This window comes from Bradyrhizobium lablabi (genome assembly GCF_001440475.1).
Classification (GTDB): domain Bacteria; phylum Pseudomonadota; class Alphaproteobacteria; order Rhizobiales; family Xanthobacteraceae; genus Bradyrhizobium; species Bradyrhizobium lablabi.
This window is the reverse complement of the sequence record NZ_LLYB01000057.1, coordinates 195402-209228: the sequence shown is the minus strand read 5'-3', so window position 1 is coordinate 209228 and position 13827 is coordinate 195402. Positions and strand designations below refer to the sequence as shown.

Genomic DNA, 13827 nt, shown 5'->3' with positions numbered 1-13827 from the left:
CCCCAAACTCAGGAATGTGGAGCCGTTCAAGACGGTCCTCTCCGGCAATCGCGCGGCAATCGCCAAGCTATCGCTGCGTGACCTTGAGAAAATCCTTCTCGTCACTCTGACCGGGATGTCGGTGGATGAGTTCGACGCGGAAGCCAAGAAGTGGCTGACGACTGCAAAGGACGCGCGCTGGAAGCGCCCGTACACAGAGCTCATCTATCAACCGATGCTTGAGGTCATGCAATATCTGCGCAGCAACGGCTTCAAGACCTACATTGTGACCGGTGGTGGACAGGACTTTGTGCGCGTTTATAGCGAGCGCACTTACGGCGTCCCGCCTGAACAAGTGGTGGGTACCGCCGGGGGCACAAAGTTCGCTTACCGCAAAGACGGCACGCCATTTCTCACCAAAGAGCCGAAGCTGCTCCTGAACGACGACAAGGCCGGGAAGCCGGAAGGCATTCATTTGATGATTGGCCGACGGCCCCGCGCGGCGTTTGGAAATTCAGATGGCGACCGGGAAATGCTTGAATATACGGGCGCCGGTCCCGGTGCGCGGTTGATGATGTTGGTGCTGCATGATGATCCGAAACGCGAATACGCTTACGGTCCAGCACAGGGCCTTCCTGAAACCAAGGTAGGCGCCTTTAGCCAAGCACTTCACGATGAAGCGAAGAAGAAAAATTGGACGGTGATCAGCATGAAGAATGATTGGAAACGCTTGTTCACTTTCGAATCCTGACGTCTGCAATTGGCGATCGCGTGTTCCGCGGCGCCTATTTGCACTGCGCGGCGTTTTTCACCGTGATCAGATCCTGGCCGGAGTTGTTGGACGGACGGCGCTTCAACGCTTCCTCCACCGCCGCGCAAGCGGCCGACGCATTGCCGTTCTGGAAGCGCGCCACCGCGAGGTTGGTCCAGGCATCGCCGAATTCAGGTGCGTCCTTGACCGCCTGCGCCAGCACCGGCTCGGCGTCGCGCGGCCGCTTCGCGATCAGAAGCATGCGGCCGTAGTCGGCCCTCAGCGCCTTCACCGGATCGGGCTGCCTGAGCGCGATCTTGAACAGTTCGTCCGCGGCATCGAAATCGTTGAAGCGAAATTGCGCGACCACTGCAAAGCCGTGATAAACGCTGCTCTCCTCGGGCGAAATCAGGAACGCCTGGTTAAACCGCAGCGCGGCTTCGCGTATCTTGCCGGAATTGACCGCCCGCCAGCCACGCATGGTGATTTCCTCAAAGGCCTTTTCGCGCGAGCCGGTCGCCCCGATGATGGCGCTGACGAACTTCTCATCCGAGGCCTTCTCCTCCGAATTCTTGGCCGCGAATCCGAAAAACGGCTGCTCGTTGGTCGGCGCCGTATAGCTTCGCTTCGTCACCTGCACGCCCGGCGCCACCTCGACGGTGTCAGCGGCCGCGGCAAGCGGCGACGTCAGCATCGCCACGCATGCGACGGCGCGAACGGCCGGCATGAGATAGTTCTTGAACCTGTTCATTCGCGCCTGTCCCGCTCCCTACGCAACTTCGCCCAGTAATCCAGCCGCTTGCGGATCTCGCGCTCGAAACCGCGATCGGGTGGATCGTAAAAAGTCTGCCGCCCCAGCGCTTCCGGAAAGTAGTCCTGCCCCGAAAACGCGTCCGGCGCGTCGTGATCATATTCGTAGCCGGAACCATAGCCTTCCGACTTCATCAGCTTGGTCGGCGAATTGAGAATATGTTTTGGCGGCAGCAGCGAGCCGCCCTCCTTCGCCGTGCGCATCGCCGCGCCAAAGGCCTTGTAGGCGGCGTTCGATTTCGGCGCGGTGGCGAGATAGATCACGGCCTGCGCGATCGCGAGTTCGCCCTCGGGATGGCCGAGGAAATCGAAGGCATCCTTGGCGGCGTTGCAGATCACCAGCGCCTGCGGATCGGCCAGGCCGATGTCCTCCACCGCCATGCGCACCACGCGCCGCGCCAGGAACAGCGGGTCCTCGCCGGCGTCCAGCATGCGCGCAAGGTAATACAGCGCGGCGTCCGGATCGGAACCCCGCACCGATTTATGCAGCGCAGAAATCAGGTTGTAGTGGCCGTCGGCGGATTTGTCGTAGATCGGCGCGCGGCGCTGCAAGATCTCCTGCAACTGCGCGGCATTGAAAACTTCGTCCTTGCGCGCGGCGCGCCAGACCTCTTCGACCAGCGTCAGCGCGGCGCGGCCATCGCCATCCGCCATCCGCACCAGCACAGCGCGCGCCTCGGCATCGAGCGGCAATTTCCTGCCCTCGACCTTCTCGGCATGCGCAAAGAGCTTTTCGATCGCGGCGACATCGAGCGAATGAAACACCAGCACGCGGGCGCGAGAGAGCAACGCGGCGTTGAGTTCGAACGAGGGATTTTCCGTGGTGGCGCCGACCAAGACCACGGTGCCGTCTTCCATCACGGGCAGGAATGAATCCTGCTGCGCGCGGTTGAAGCGGTGCACCTCGTCGACGAACAACAGCGTGCCCTTGCCCATCTCGCGTCGGGCACGCGCCGCATCGAACACCTTCTTCAGGTCGGCGACGCCCGAAAACACCGCGGAAATCTGTTCGAAATGCAATTCGGTGGCGTCAGCCAGCAGGCGCGCCACCGTGGTCTTGCCGGTGCCGGGCGGTCCCCAGAACACCAGCGAGCCCAGCGTGCGCGTCTCCAGCATCCGCGTCAGCGCGCCGTCGGGACCGAGGATGTGATCCTGGCCGACGACATCGGCGAGCGAGCGCGGCCGCAGCCGGTCGGGAAGCGGACGCGGCGCATCCTCTTCCATCCCTGCCGCGGCAAAGAGATTGGTCGCCTCGCGGGGTTGCTTCGGGCTCATCCGCCCAGCGTCACATTGATCTGCTGGCCGCCGCGCACGACGACGATGCGCCATAGCCTGGAACCGGCCTTCGATGCCTTGTCGAGATCGCTGGTCCTGGCGATCTTCTGATTGTTGACCGCAAGAATGATGTCGCCTTTCTGGAAACCGACGCTGGCCGCGGTGCCGCCATCGGCGAGATCGATCACGACGACGCCCTCGGTCTGGGAATCCAGATGCAGCTCGTCGGCAACCGCCGGCGAAATATTGGCGACCGTCGCACCCTGGAACGGCGAGCGCGCGGTGAGCGCGATTTCGTCGCGGTTGGTATCGGGAGCGATCTCCAGCGGGACCGTGACCTTGACGATCTTGCCGCTACGCTGCACGTCGATTTGGGCCGAACCGCCGAGCTGCCGCGTCGCGAAGCGGTAGTCGAACGCGTTGGGGTCGTCGATCGACTGCCCTTCGATCGCGACGATCAGGTCGGACGGCTTGAGGCCAGCGCGCGCCGCCGGACTGTTCGGCGCGACATTGGCGATCAGGGCGCCGTTCGGCAGTTTCAGTCCCAGCGTATCGGCGATTTCAGGCGTCACCGCCTGCAGCTTCGCGCCGAGCCACGGCCGCTTCACCGCCTTGCCGCCGCTCTTGGCGGAGGCCACGACCACGCGCACCATGTTGGCCGGAATCGCAAAGCCGATGCCCTGCGAGCCGCCGGAGCGCGAGAAGATCGCGGTGTTGATGCCGACCAGCTTGCCGGTCATGTCGACCAGGGCGCCGCCGGAATTGCCGGGATTGATCGCGGCATCGGTCTGGATGAAGAACTGGTAGTCGGTGATGCCGACCTTGGTGCGGGCCAGCGCCGAGACGATGCCGTGGGTCACGGTCTGGCCGACGCCGAAGGGATTGCCGATCGCGAGCACGACATCGCCGACCAACAACTCATCGGAATTGGCAAAGTCCAGTGTGGCAAACTTCTCCTTGCCGTCCTTGATGCGCAGCACGGCGAGATCGGTGCGGCTGTCCTTGAGCACGATCTCGGCCTCGAACTCGCGCTTGTCGGCAAGCGAGATTTTTACCTGATCGGCGCCCTCGATGACGTGGTTGTTGGTTACGACAAGACCGGAAGCATCGACCATCACGCCCGATCCCAGCGAGCGCTGCATCTGCTCGGGCTGCATGCCCGGGACGCCGAAGAAGCGGCGGAAGACCGGATCGTCCAGCAGCGGATTGCGGTTCTGCACGGTCTTCGCGGCATAGACGTTCACCACCGCCGGCTGCGCGCGCTGCACAATCGGCGCGTAGGACAGCCTGAGCTCGGCAGGCGAGGACGGCACGCGCCTCTCCTGCGCCAGCGCAGGCGTTGCAACGACTACTGAAGCCAGCAGCAGGGCGAAACAGCGGATCAAATTCATCTCGAAAATCCTGGAATTTGGTGCCCCACATATAGAAGCGAGGCAGTAACTAGAGAAGATAAAGCGGCACATATAACGGCAGCTACGCGGCGCGATCGGGCGCTTTGACGTCGTCGGATGCAGGCCCACAGGATAGTCGTTCCTGATGGCCCTCGCCCCATGCCCTGAGCGTCTCGATCACCGGCCGCAGGCTCTCGCCGATCTCCGACAGCGTGTATTCGACCCGCGGCGGCACCTCGGCATAGACCTTGCGGATCACGAGCCTGTCCTCCTCGAGCGCGCGAAGCTGCTTGGTCAGCATGCGCTGGGTAATCCCGGGCATTCGCCGCCGCAACTCCCCGAAGCGCTGGGTGCCGGCCAATAGATGGAACAGGATCACGCCCTTCCACTTGCCGTCGATCAGGTCGAGCGTGGCTTCTACCGCGCAGCCCGGCCGCCGGGCAAAATTCCGTCGTTTCATGAGATTTTCCGGGATTTTTTCCAATAGTATCCAAACAGGGACTAGTTCCCCGTATTTACAGTACTTGCCAAATGGATGCCAGCGCGACAGTTAGGCAACCACCCACACGCAAGGCAGGAGAAACGGACATGAAAGCCGTCGGATACAAAAAATCGCTCCCCATCGAGGACGCACAATCGCTGTTCGATTTCGAAGCCTCCAAGCCGGAACCGAAGGGCCGCGATATCAGAGTCGCGGTCAAGGCGATCTCCGCCAACCCGGTCGATTACAAGGTCCGCAAGCGCGCCGCCCCGCCCGAGGGCGAGACCAAGATCCTGGGCTATGACGCCGCCGGTATCGTCGATGCCGTCGGGTCCGACGTTACGCTGTTCAAGCCGGGCGATGAGGTGTTTTACGCCGGCTCGATCCTGCGCCAGGGCACGAATGCGGAATTTCACCTGGTCGATGAGCGGATCGTCGGCAACAAACCGAAATCGCTGTCGTTCGCGCAGACTGCAGCCCTGCCGCTGACCTCGATCACCGCCTGGGAATTGCTGTTCGACCGGCTCGGCGCCGTGCCCGGCAAGAGCGTCGATCCACGCACGCTCCTGATCACCGGCGGCGCCGGTGGCGTCGGCTCGATCCTGACCCAGCTCGCGCGACGCCTTACCGGCCTGACGGTGGTCGCCACCGCCACGCGCCCGGAATCGCAGAAATGGTGCCTCGACCTCGGCGCGCATGCCGTGATCGATCATTCGAAGCCGATGAAGGAGCAGATCGAGAAGCTGAAAGTGCCGCCGGTCGGCCTCGTCGCCAGTCTCACCTTCACCGACCAGCACTACAAGTCGATCGCGGACTTCATGGCCCCACAGGGCAAGTTCGGGCTGATCGACGATCCCCCGGAATTCACGATGAGCGCCTTCAAGGGCAAGGCGATCTCGGTGCACTGGGAATCGATGTTCACGCGCTCCTCGTTCCAGACCCCTGACATGATCGCACAGCATCATCTGCTCAACGACGTGGCAGACCTGCTCGACAAGGGTGTCCTGCGGACCACGCTCGACCAGACCTTCGGCACCATCAACGCAGCTAACCTCAAGCGTGCGCATGCGCTTTTGGAAAGCGGCAAGTCGCGCGGCAAGATCGTGCTGGAGGGGTGGTAACGGCCTAACAAACGGGGTTGATCGGGAGGTCGATTCAGGGGAGCCTGTTCCATCGATCCGGGACGGCTGTCGCCTAAAACCCCGGCGCGAATTGCCGGGGTTAAGGAAGACAGGAGGCCTGTTTCGAATGGTACGGATGTTTCTGGCGGCCGCGATCGCGACGGCCTGTGTGGCGGGTTGCCCGTCGATATCGGCAGCACAAGGCAGCTACCCCGAAAAGCCGCTGCAGTTGATCGTGCCCTTCCCGGCCGGCGGCGCCTCCGATGTCGTCGGGCGCATCGTTGCCGGCGAGCTCGAGACGCGTCTGGGCAAGCCCGTGATCGTGCTCAATCGCCCCGGTGGCGGCACGACGATCGCCGCCAAGGAGGTCGCCAACGCGGCTCCCGATGGATACACCCTGTTCTCCAGCTCGAATTCGACCTTCACCCTGCAAAATGCGGTGAAGGAGAACGTGCCCTACGACAGCGCCAAGGACTTTGAGCCGATCGCCCAGACCGGCACCATCACGATGGTGCTGGTCACCCATCGCGACAATCCGATCAAGGACGTTGCGGCGCTGGTCGCCGCCGCCAAGGCCAATCCCGACAAGCTGTCGCTGGCCTCCTTCGGCGTGGCGACCATTTCGCATTTTGCCGGCGAGCTGTTCAAATCGAGTGCCGGCATCAAGATGGTGCACCTGCCCTACAGGGGCAGCGCGCCGGCGATGAACGACCTGATAGGCAAGCACATCGAGTATCACGTCGACACCGTGATCGCGATCATGCCGCAGATCGAAGCCGGCACGGTTCGCCCGCTGGCGGTGTTCTCCGCCAAGCGCTCATCCTTCCTTCCGGACGTTCCGACGCTTGCCGAACTCGGGTACCCCAATATCGATCTGGTGTCCTGGGGTACCGTCGTCGTGCCGAAGGGCGTTCCGCCGGCCATTCGCGACCGGCTGACCTCGGTGCTCGAAGAGGCGATCGCCAGCCCTTCGGTGATCGAGCGCTTCAAGAAGGTTGGCTACGAACCCGGCTTCAAGCGCTATTCGGACTGGCCGGGATTCATCGCCAAGGAAATCGCCGAGATGAAGGAACTGGCCCTCAAGGGCGGGATCAAGGAAGAGTAATCCTGATATGACCGAGCCGTGCGATCTGCCCGCGGTAACGGCGCGGGCGCTGATCGGCGAGCGCAAGCTTTCGCCGGTCGAACTGATGGACAGTTGCATCCGGCGGATCGAGGCAATCGATCCCGCCGTCAATGCGATCATCGCGCGTTCGTTCGATACGGCGCGCGCTGCGGCGCAAGAGAGCGAGGCCGCCGTGATGCGCGGCGACGACCTCGGGCCGCTGCACGGGCTGCCGCTCGGTGTGAAGGACCTGATCGACGCCAAGGACCTGCCGACGAGTTTTGGCAGCGTGCTGTTCGCCGACAACATCGCGAAGGAGGACGAAGCGATCGTCGCGATGCTCAAGCGCGCCGGCGCCATCGTCGTCGGCAAGACCAACGTCCCCGAATGGGGCGCCGGCGGCAACACCCGCAACGCGCTTCATGGCGCGACCGGCAACCCGTTCGATCCCGAACGCTCCGCTGCCGGTTCGTCTGGTGGATCGGCAGTGGCGCTTGCCACCGGCATGGTGCCGCTGGCGACCGGTTCGGACACCGGCGGCTCGGTCAGGAACCCCGCTGCGTTCTGCGGTGTCGTCGGCTTCCGCCCCTCGCCCGGGCTGATCGCGAGCAACAGCCGCAACTTGGCCTGGCTGCAGATCTCGCAGCTCGGGCCGATGGCGAGAAACGTATCGGATGCGTGCCTGATGCTTTCCTGCATGCTGGATCGCGACGCGCGCGATCCGCTGTCGGCGATCCTTCATGCCGGCGGAATGCCCGTGCGCGAGGCCTATCGCAATCCGCCGGGCGGCGATCTCGCCACCTTGCGTGTCGCAGCGACAACCGATTTCGGATTTGCGCCGACGGAGCGCGCCATCGCCGAGACGTTCAGGAAGAAACTCGCGACATTCGGATCGGCCTTCCGCAGCCTCGAATGGACCCATCCCGACTGCAGCCATGCCGACGAAGTATTCCGGGTCTTGCGCGCCGTCGCGTTCCTCGGCCGCCACCGCGAACTCGTGGAGAAATATCCAGACAAAGTCGGCCCCAACGTTCGCGACAACGTCGCCGAGGGACTCGGCTATTCCGCCCTCGACGTCGCGCGTGCGCTGTCGCTGCAGACCGCGCTCTATCGAAGCTGGCAGCAATTCTTCGGTGGGCATGATTTTGTCATTGCGCCTGCGGTCACGATCAGCCCGCGGCCGTGGTCGGAGCTCTACCCGGCCATGATCGACGGCGTAGCGACGAAAAGCTATTTCCACTGGCTGGCGATGGCCTATGCCGTGACCAATGCCGGGCATCCAGTGGTGGCTATACCGGCCGGCCGCGATGGCGCCGGACTGCCGTTCGGCATCCAGATCATCGGCCCGCGCGGCGGCGATGCCGCGACGCTTGCGGTTGGCCGCGGGATCGAGGCGCTGCTTGGCGCCAATCCGGAGACGGCCCGCCCCGTCCCCGACCTCGAATGGCTGCGCCGTCAGCCGCCGATGTCTTCCCGTCCGGGTTTTCTGGATTTCGACTGAGGCGATAGTCGTCCCGTGATCATCGCCAAATCCCGGACCACGTAACATTGAACGCGAAGCGGTCCCGATGCGTCCAAGGGCACGATGACCGCCTAAGGCTCGGATTGCGGTCGGCACCGCATCGGAGGCAAGGCTTGGCTGAATATTTGCTGTCCATGGCGGAGGCGTTCAAGCGCTTCCTGCCCGACGTGAGCGATATCACGGCGCGAACCATGACCTTCTCCGGACTGGACCGGTTCAAGGCCGGTGTGGTCGAAGGCGATCTCGTCATCGATCGCGAGGGCCTGGTGCTATCAAGCGAAATGGTGCCAGCCTTCGACGACGCCCCGCTCGGCGCGCTCTTCATCACCGGCTCGCTGCACGCGCCGAAGGCGACGATTGCCGAACCCGACATCGACTGGTCGCCGCTGTTGAAGATCAAGGGCAATGTCGTCGCCAAAAATCTCTGCCTTGGCGGCAGCGTCTCCGAGATCGACGGCGACGTGACGGTCACGGGTGCGCTGGTCGGCTATTACAATCACGGGCAAATGCGAATTCGCGGCAAGACGCGCGCGCCGCTGGTGCTGGCTTCCGACTACGAGTTCATCTTCGAGGCCGCGGTCGAGCGGAAGTATGTCGCAAGCTGGGACGGACGGCTGAACATTCCAGCCGACTACGATCGCGATCACCTCGATTGCATCCTCGCCCCCGAAGTCATCGACGAAACCAACTTCATCGATGATGACGTAGTGCTCGACCGGCTGTCACGCGGCTTGCCGATTCTCCGGCCCGAACGCGAGATCGGCCCCCCGCGGGCCGCCGGGAGGCGGCGCTGACATGGGCAGATCGCACCCGCAATATTCGCATCCGGATACCGCGACAAGAGACGAACGGCGCGCCTCGTCCACCTGCCCGCGACAATAGTTCCCAATCGGAAAAAATGGCGCCACTCGCCGGCTGCGACCGTCGAAGCGGTCTCCTGAACGCCTGTTCATCAAAATTAAATCCGGCGCGGAGCCGTTCGGAAGCTTGACCTAAAGCAACAAACTTCACTCGAAAGTGTTTAGCGAGTCTCCGGTTATGTGGAAAGTTTGTCTGGCTGGTTAAGTAAAGGAGGAGTCGATGAAAAAGGCACCTTTGGCTTTGGCCGCAGCGGCGGTCCTGGGCTTGACGGCGGTAGCGGCACCTTCGCCGGCGCATGCTTGGCGCGGAGGGGGCTGGGGCTGGGGCGGGGCTCTGGCTGGCGGATTGATCGCGGGCGCGGTGATCGGCGGACTGGCGTCGAACGCCTACGCCTATGGTCCGGGTTACGGATATTACGGCGGTTACCCGGGCTACTACGGCGGATATTCCCCAGCCTATTACGGCGGCGGATACGCACCGTACTACGGCGGATACTATGGCGGATACTACGGTGGGCCCTATGTTCGCCGCGTGTATCGTCCGGCGTACGCCTACTATGGCGGTCCGCGATACTATGGTCCGCGATATTACGGCGGTTACTGGCGCCGCTGGTAATCCCGCAAAGAAAAGGGCCGCCTCATAGGCGGCCCTTTTTGCATGGAGCGACGAGAGGTACCTCAGTCGATCTCATGCACCACAGTGCGCGTGCCGGGATCAACCAGCATCACGCGGTTGCCGGAATAGACATAGCGATATTTCGTCACCGACGGACCCCAATCGGAAGGCACCGCCGTAAGTTCGACGTCGGTCGGCACCTTCGCGCCAACCACGATCCTTTCCCGTGTTTCGACCGGGCGGATCTTGTGCTCGGTCACGTAGCTCTTGATCCTCGTGCGGTACTCCGGCTCGATCTGAATCGTAGCGCCCGCAGCTCCGGTGGTCGTTCCGGGAGTGACTACGGTCGTTTGCGCGTTGGCCATCGTCGCAACCAGCGACGCTGCCGCCGCAAGTATGAACAGCTTCTTCATCTAATTCCTCCTCAAACCGCATCAGCGCGGCTGCGGGAAAAACAGATTTTTCACCCACTTGTTCCAAGAAGAATGCAGCACCGCAAGGCGTTGAATGCACAAAGATATCGCTGACGCGCTTTCAGCGCGTCATTGCTTTGCAAGCTCAAGCCGGCGCGCCCCCCTCAACAAAGATCAGTCGTCGATCCAGCGCGCTCTGCCGCACTTTCAGCGCTTCAGCGTATTCGGGCGAGGCGTACCATTCGCGCAAACGTTCCATCGTCGGAAACTCGACGACGACGATGGCTTTCGGCGGAGGGCCGCCTTCGACAACGCTGGCCGCGCCGCCGCGCACCAGATAGCGGCCGTCATACTGCGCAATCGTCTGGGCCGCGATGCTGCGATAGGTCTCGAAGCCGGCGGCATCGCGCATCTCGACTTCGGAAATCACATAGGCCGGCATTTCTCACCTCACGCGATGGTCTGAATCAGCCCGCCTTCTGCCCGCAGTGCAGCGCCGTTGGTGGCGGAAGCCTCTTTCGAACTGACGTAGATCACCATATTGGCGATCTCCTCGACGCTGGCAAAGCGCTGGATCAACGATCCGGGGCGATGCTGCTTGATGAACTGCGCGGCTGCATCCTGCTCGGACTGGCCGTTCTGTCTGGCGAGATCGGCGACGAAAGTCTCAACGCCTTCGGACATGGTCGGCCCCGGCATCACTGAATTGACGGTAACAGCGGTACCTCGGGTCAATTCGGCAAGGCCGCGCGAAACTGCGAGCTGCGCCGTTTTGGTCATGCCGTAATGGATCATCTCCTTGGGAATCATCAGCGCCGACTCCGAAGCGATGAAAACGATACGTCCCCAATTGCGCTTCAGCATGCCCGGCATGTAGGCGCGCGACAAACGGATGCCGGACATCACGTTGACATCGAAAAAATGGCTCCAGTCCTCATCCGGAATATCGAAGAATTGCTTGGGCTCGAAGATGCCGGTGTTATTGATGAGAATGTCCACATCAGGTAGCGCCGCAACCAGGGTCTTGCATCCCGCCGCCGTCGAGACATCAGCAGCAACACCGCGCACCTTGCCGCCGGCCTTATCAGCAGTCTTGCCGAGCGCGGCGACCACGGCATCGACCTTGGCTTGCGTTCGGCCGTTGATCACCACGTCCGCGCCTGCAGCAAGGAGGCCTTTGGCAATTGCGTGGCCGATGCCGGAGGTGGAGCCAGTCACCAGCGCCGTCATGCCCGAAAGATCGATTTTCATCCGCCATCTCCATCGTTGATGAAAGCGATATCGGAAGCGGCGGGTACGACCACAATTGCAGCCAGCGCGCGTCAGATGCGCAAATAAAAAGCGGCGCAGGAGAGCGCCGCTTTCTAAAAACCAATCCGGAAGAAGCTTACGCCGCTTCGGCTTCCTTTTCCTGCACCGGGCCGGAGTCCTGGCCCTTGGCGTCAACGTCGCGGTCGACGAATTCGATCACGGCCATCGGGGCATTGTCGCCGTAGCGGAAGCCGGCCTTGATGATGCGGGTGTAGCCGCCCTGGCGGTCCTTGTAGCGGGGTGCCAGCACATCGAACAGCTTCTTGACCTGGTCGACGTCGCGCATCTCGGAGATCGCCTGGCGGCGCAGGGCCAGCCCGCCCTTCTTGCCGAGGGTAACGAGCTTCTCGACGATCGGGCGCAATTCCTTGGCCTTGGGCAGCGTGGTGACGATCTGCTCGTGCTTGATCAGCGCGGCGCACATGTTGGCGAACATCGCGCGGCGATGCTCGGCGGTGCGGTTGAGCTTGCGATGAACCTTGCCGTGACGCATTGAACTATTCCTTGTCTTGTCTTCGTCGCGACGGTTCGTCGGACTTGTTGCTCAGGTGGGCTGCCTGCGTTCGCCCCAGTAACGTAATGGCCGGGACAACCCGGCCACGACGTAATCTTCGATCAGTAATGATCCTCGAAGCGCTTGGCGAGCTCGTCGATGTTCTCCGGCGGCCAGCCCGGCACTTCCATGCCGAGATGCAGACCCATCTGGGCCAGCACTTCCTTGATTTCGTTCAGCGACTTGCGGCCGAAGTTCGGGGTGCGGAGCATTTCCGCTTCGCTCTTCTGCACGAGGTCGCCGATATAGACGATGTTGTCGTTCTTCAGGCAGTTTGCCGAACGCACCGACAGTTCGAGCTCGTCGACCTTCTTGAGGAACGCCGGGTTGAAGGCGAGATCCGGAATGATCTCCTGCGCGACTTCCTTGCGCGGCTCTTCGAAGTTCACGAACACGTTGAGCTGGTCCTGCAGGATGCGCGCGGCATAGGCCACCGCGTCCTCCGGCGAGATCGCGCCGTTGGTCTCGATCGTCATGGTCAGCTTGTCATAGTCGAGGATCTGGCCCTCGCGGGTGTTCTCGACCTTGTAGGAGACCTTGCGCACGGGCGAGAACAGGCTGTCGACCGGGATCAGGCCGATCGGCGCATCCTCGGGCCGGTTGCGCTCGGCGGCGACGTAGCCCTTGCCGGCGGCGACGGTGAACTCCATGCGGATCTCGGCGCCCTCGTCCAGCGTGCAGAGCTGCAGCTCGGGATTGAGCACGACGATGTCGCCGACGGTCTGGATGTCGCCGGCGGTGACGACGCCCGGGCCCGACTTCTTCACGACCATGCGCTTGGGGCCTTCGCCCTGCATCTTGATCGAGATGTCCTTGATGTTGAGCACGATGTCGGTGACGTCCTCGCGAACGCCCGCGATCGAGGAGAACTCGTGCAGCACGCCGTCGATGTGCACCGACTGCACGGCGGCGCCCTGCAGCGACGACAGCAGGATGCGGCGCAGTGCGTTACCGAGTGTCTGGCCGAAGCCGCGCTCGAGCGGTTCGGCGACAACGGTGGCAAACCGGGTCGCGTCGGAGCCCGGCGTTACCTGCAGCTTGTTCGGTCGAATAAGTTCTTGCCAATTTTTCTGGATCGTCACTTTGTCACCCCTTCGGGTCAATGGACCGGCCAGTCGATCCGCCTTCAGATCACTGGCGCTGGAGATCGCGGATCAGTCCGCGGAAAATTCCAAAAACAATCGCGAGCGGCAGAACCGCCCGCGACCAGACATCAGACGCGCCGGCGCTTGCGCGGACGGCAACCATTGTGCGGGATCGTGGTCACGTCGCGGATCGACGTCACGGTGAAGCCCGCCGCCTGCAGCGCGCGAAGCGCCGATTCACGGCCCGAACCCGGGCCGGCAACTTCCACTTCCAGCGTGCGCATGCCGTGTTCCTGCGCCTTCTTGGAAACGTCTTCGGCTGCGACCTGCGCAGCATAGGGGGTCGACTTGCGCGAGCCCTTGAAGCCCATCGTGCCGGCCGACGACCAGGCAATGGTGTTGCCCTGCGCGTCGGTGATGGTGATGGTCGTGTTGTTGAACGACGAATTCACGTGCGCGATGCCGGAGGCGATGTTCTTGCGTTCGCGGCGGCGTACGCGGGTGGCTTCCTTGCCCATTATCCTAAAACCTTCCTGTGATCTCAAACGCCGCCG

Annotated in this window: 16 protein-coding genes; 6 read left to right on the top strand and 10 right to left on the bottom strand. The window is 62.7% G+C overall.

The features are described 5' to 3' along the window. Nucleotides 1–730 (top strand): HAD family hydrolase (locus CQ14_RS11760; RefSeq protein WP_057858032.1); only part of this gene is annotated, 730 nt, incomplete at its 5' end. A gap of 34 nt (nucleotides 731–764) precedes the next feature. On the opposite strand, the gene CQ14_RS11755 is transcribed toward CQ14_RS11760, so the two are convergent. From CQ14_RS11755 to CQ14_RS11740, 4 genes are all read right to left on the bottom strand, one after another. Further along, nucleotides 765–1481, bottom strand: coding sequence for a tetratricopeptide repeat protein (locus CQ14_RS11755; RefSeq protein WP_057858031.1), 717 nt, complete (start codon nucleotides 1479–1481; stop codon nucleotides 765–767). Next, the gene (locus CQ14_RS11750; RefSeq protein ID WP_057858030.1) at nucleotides 1478–2815 is read right to left on the bottom strand and encodes a replication-associated recombination protein A; all 1338 of its coding nucleotides are present in this window, start codon (nucleotides 2813–2815) and stop codon (nucleotides 1478–1480) included. Before CQ14_RS11750 ends, CQ14_RS11755 begins: the two co-directional genes overlap by 4 nt. Further along, nucleotides 2812–4206 (bottom strand): DegQ family serine endoprotease, encoded by a 1395-nt coding sequence (locus CQ14_RS11745; protein WP_057858029.1) that lies wholly within the window; start codon nucleotides 4204–4206, stop codon nucleotides 2812–2814. Before CQ14_RS11745 ends, CQ14_RS11750 begins: the two co-directional genes overlap by 4 nt. 82 nt (nucleotides 4207–4288) lie before the next feature. Then, nucleotides 4289–4666 carry a winged helix-turn-helix transcriptional regulator gene (locus CQ14_RS11740; RefSeq protein ID WP_057858119.1) on the bottom strand — a complete coding sequence of 126 codons (378 nt, stop codon included), beginning with the start codon at nucleotides 4664–4666 and terminating at the stop codon, nucleotides 4289–4291. 128 nt (nucleotides 4667–4794) lie between these two features. On the opposite strand from CQ14_RS11740, the gene CQ14_RS11735 reads away from it, so the two are divergent. The 5 genes from CQ14_RS11735 (at nucleotide 4795) to CQ14_RS11715 (ending at nucleotide 9911) form a co-directional block, all read left to right on the top strand. After that, entirely contained in the window at nucleotides 4795–5808 is a 1014-nt protein-coding gene (locus CQ14_RS11735) for a zinc-binding alcohol dehydrogenase family protein (protein WP_057858028.1), read from the top strand. Between the two features lie 127 nt (nucleotides 5809–5935). Then, nucleotides 5936–6913 carry a Bug family tripartite tricarboxylate transporter substrate binding protein gene (locus CQ14_RS11730; protein ID WP_057858027.1) on the top strand — a complete coding sequence of 326 codons (978 nt, stop codon included), beginning with the start codon at nucleotides 5936–5938 and terminating at the stop codon, nucleotides 6911–6913. Between the two features lie 7 nt (nucleotides 6914–6920). Next, nucleotides 6921–8414, top strand: coding sequence for an amidase (locus CQ14_RS11725; RefSeq protein ID WP_057858026.1), 1494 nt, complete (start codon nucleotides 6921–6923; stop codon nucleotides 8412–8414). 134 nt (nucleotides 8415–8548) lie between these two features. Further along, the gene (locus CQ14_RS11720; RefSeq protein ID WP_156434895.1) at nucleotides 8549–9229 is read left to right on the top strand and encodes a hypothetical protein; all 681 of its coding nucleotides are present in this window, start codon (nucleotides 8549–8551) and stop codon (nucleotides 9227–9229) included. Between the two features lie 286 nt (nucleotides 9230–9515). Continuing rightward, complete coding sequence (locus tag CQ14_RS11715) at nucleotides 9516–9911, top strand: hypothetical protein (protein WP_057858024.1); 396 nt, start codon at nucleotides 9516–9518, stop codon at nucleotides 9909–9911. Between the two features lie 62 nt (nucleotides 9912–9973). Here the strand turns inward: CQ14_RS11715 and CQ14_RS11710 are convergent, their stop codons facing one another. The 6 genes from CQ14_RS11710 to rpsK all read right to left on the bottom strand — a co-directional run bounded on the left by CQ14_RS11710 (nucleotide 9974) and on the right by rpsK (nucleotide 13791). After that, nucleotides 9974–10324: a DUF1236 domain-containing protein gene (locus CQ14_RS11710; protein ID WP_057858023.1), complete on the bottom strand. Its 351-nt coding sequence runs from the start codon at nucleotides 10322–10324 to the stop codon at nucleotides 9974–9976. Between the two features lie 145 nt (nucleotides 10325–10469). After that, the gene (locus CQ14_RS11705; RefSeq protein WP_057858022.1) at nucleotides 10470–10766 is read right to left on the bottom strand and encodes a DUF1330 domain-containing protein; all 297 of its coding nucleotides are present in this window, start codon (nucleotides 10764–10766) and stop codon (nucleotides 10470–10472) included. 8 nt (nucleotides 10767–10774) lie between these two features. Then, entirely contained in the window at nucleotides 10775–11575 is an 801-nt protein-coding gene (locus tag CQ14_RS11700; RefSeq protein WP_057858021.1) for an SDR family NAD(P)-dependent oxidoreductase, read from the bottom strand. Nucleotides 11576–11711: 136 nt separating this feature from the next. Further along, nucleotides 11712–12128, bottom strand: a complete 417-nt coding sequence (rplQ, locus tag CQ14_RS11695; RefSeq protein WP_057858020.1) for a 50S ribosomal protein L17 — start codon at nucleotides 12126–12128, stop codon at nucleotides 11712–11714. Nucleotides 12129–12250: 122 nt separating this feature from the next. Then, nucleotides 12251–13291 carry a DNA-directed RNA polymerase subunit alpha gene (locus tag CQ14_RS11690; protein ID WP_187399354.1) on the bottom strand — a complete coding sequence of 347 codons (1041 nt, stop codon included), beginning with the start codon at nucleotides 13289–13291 and terminating at the stop codon, nucleotides 12251–12253. A gap of 110 nt (nucleotides 13292–13401) precedes the next feature. Continuing rightward, nucleotides 13402–13791, bottom strand: coding sequence for a 30S ribosomal protein S11 (rpsK, locus tag CQ14_RS11685; protein ID WP_006021048.1), 390 nt, complete (start codon nucleotides 13789–13791; stop codon nucleotides 13402–13404). Nucleotides 13792–13827: the final 36 nt, after the last annotated feature.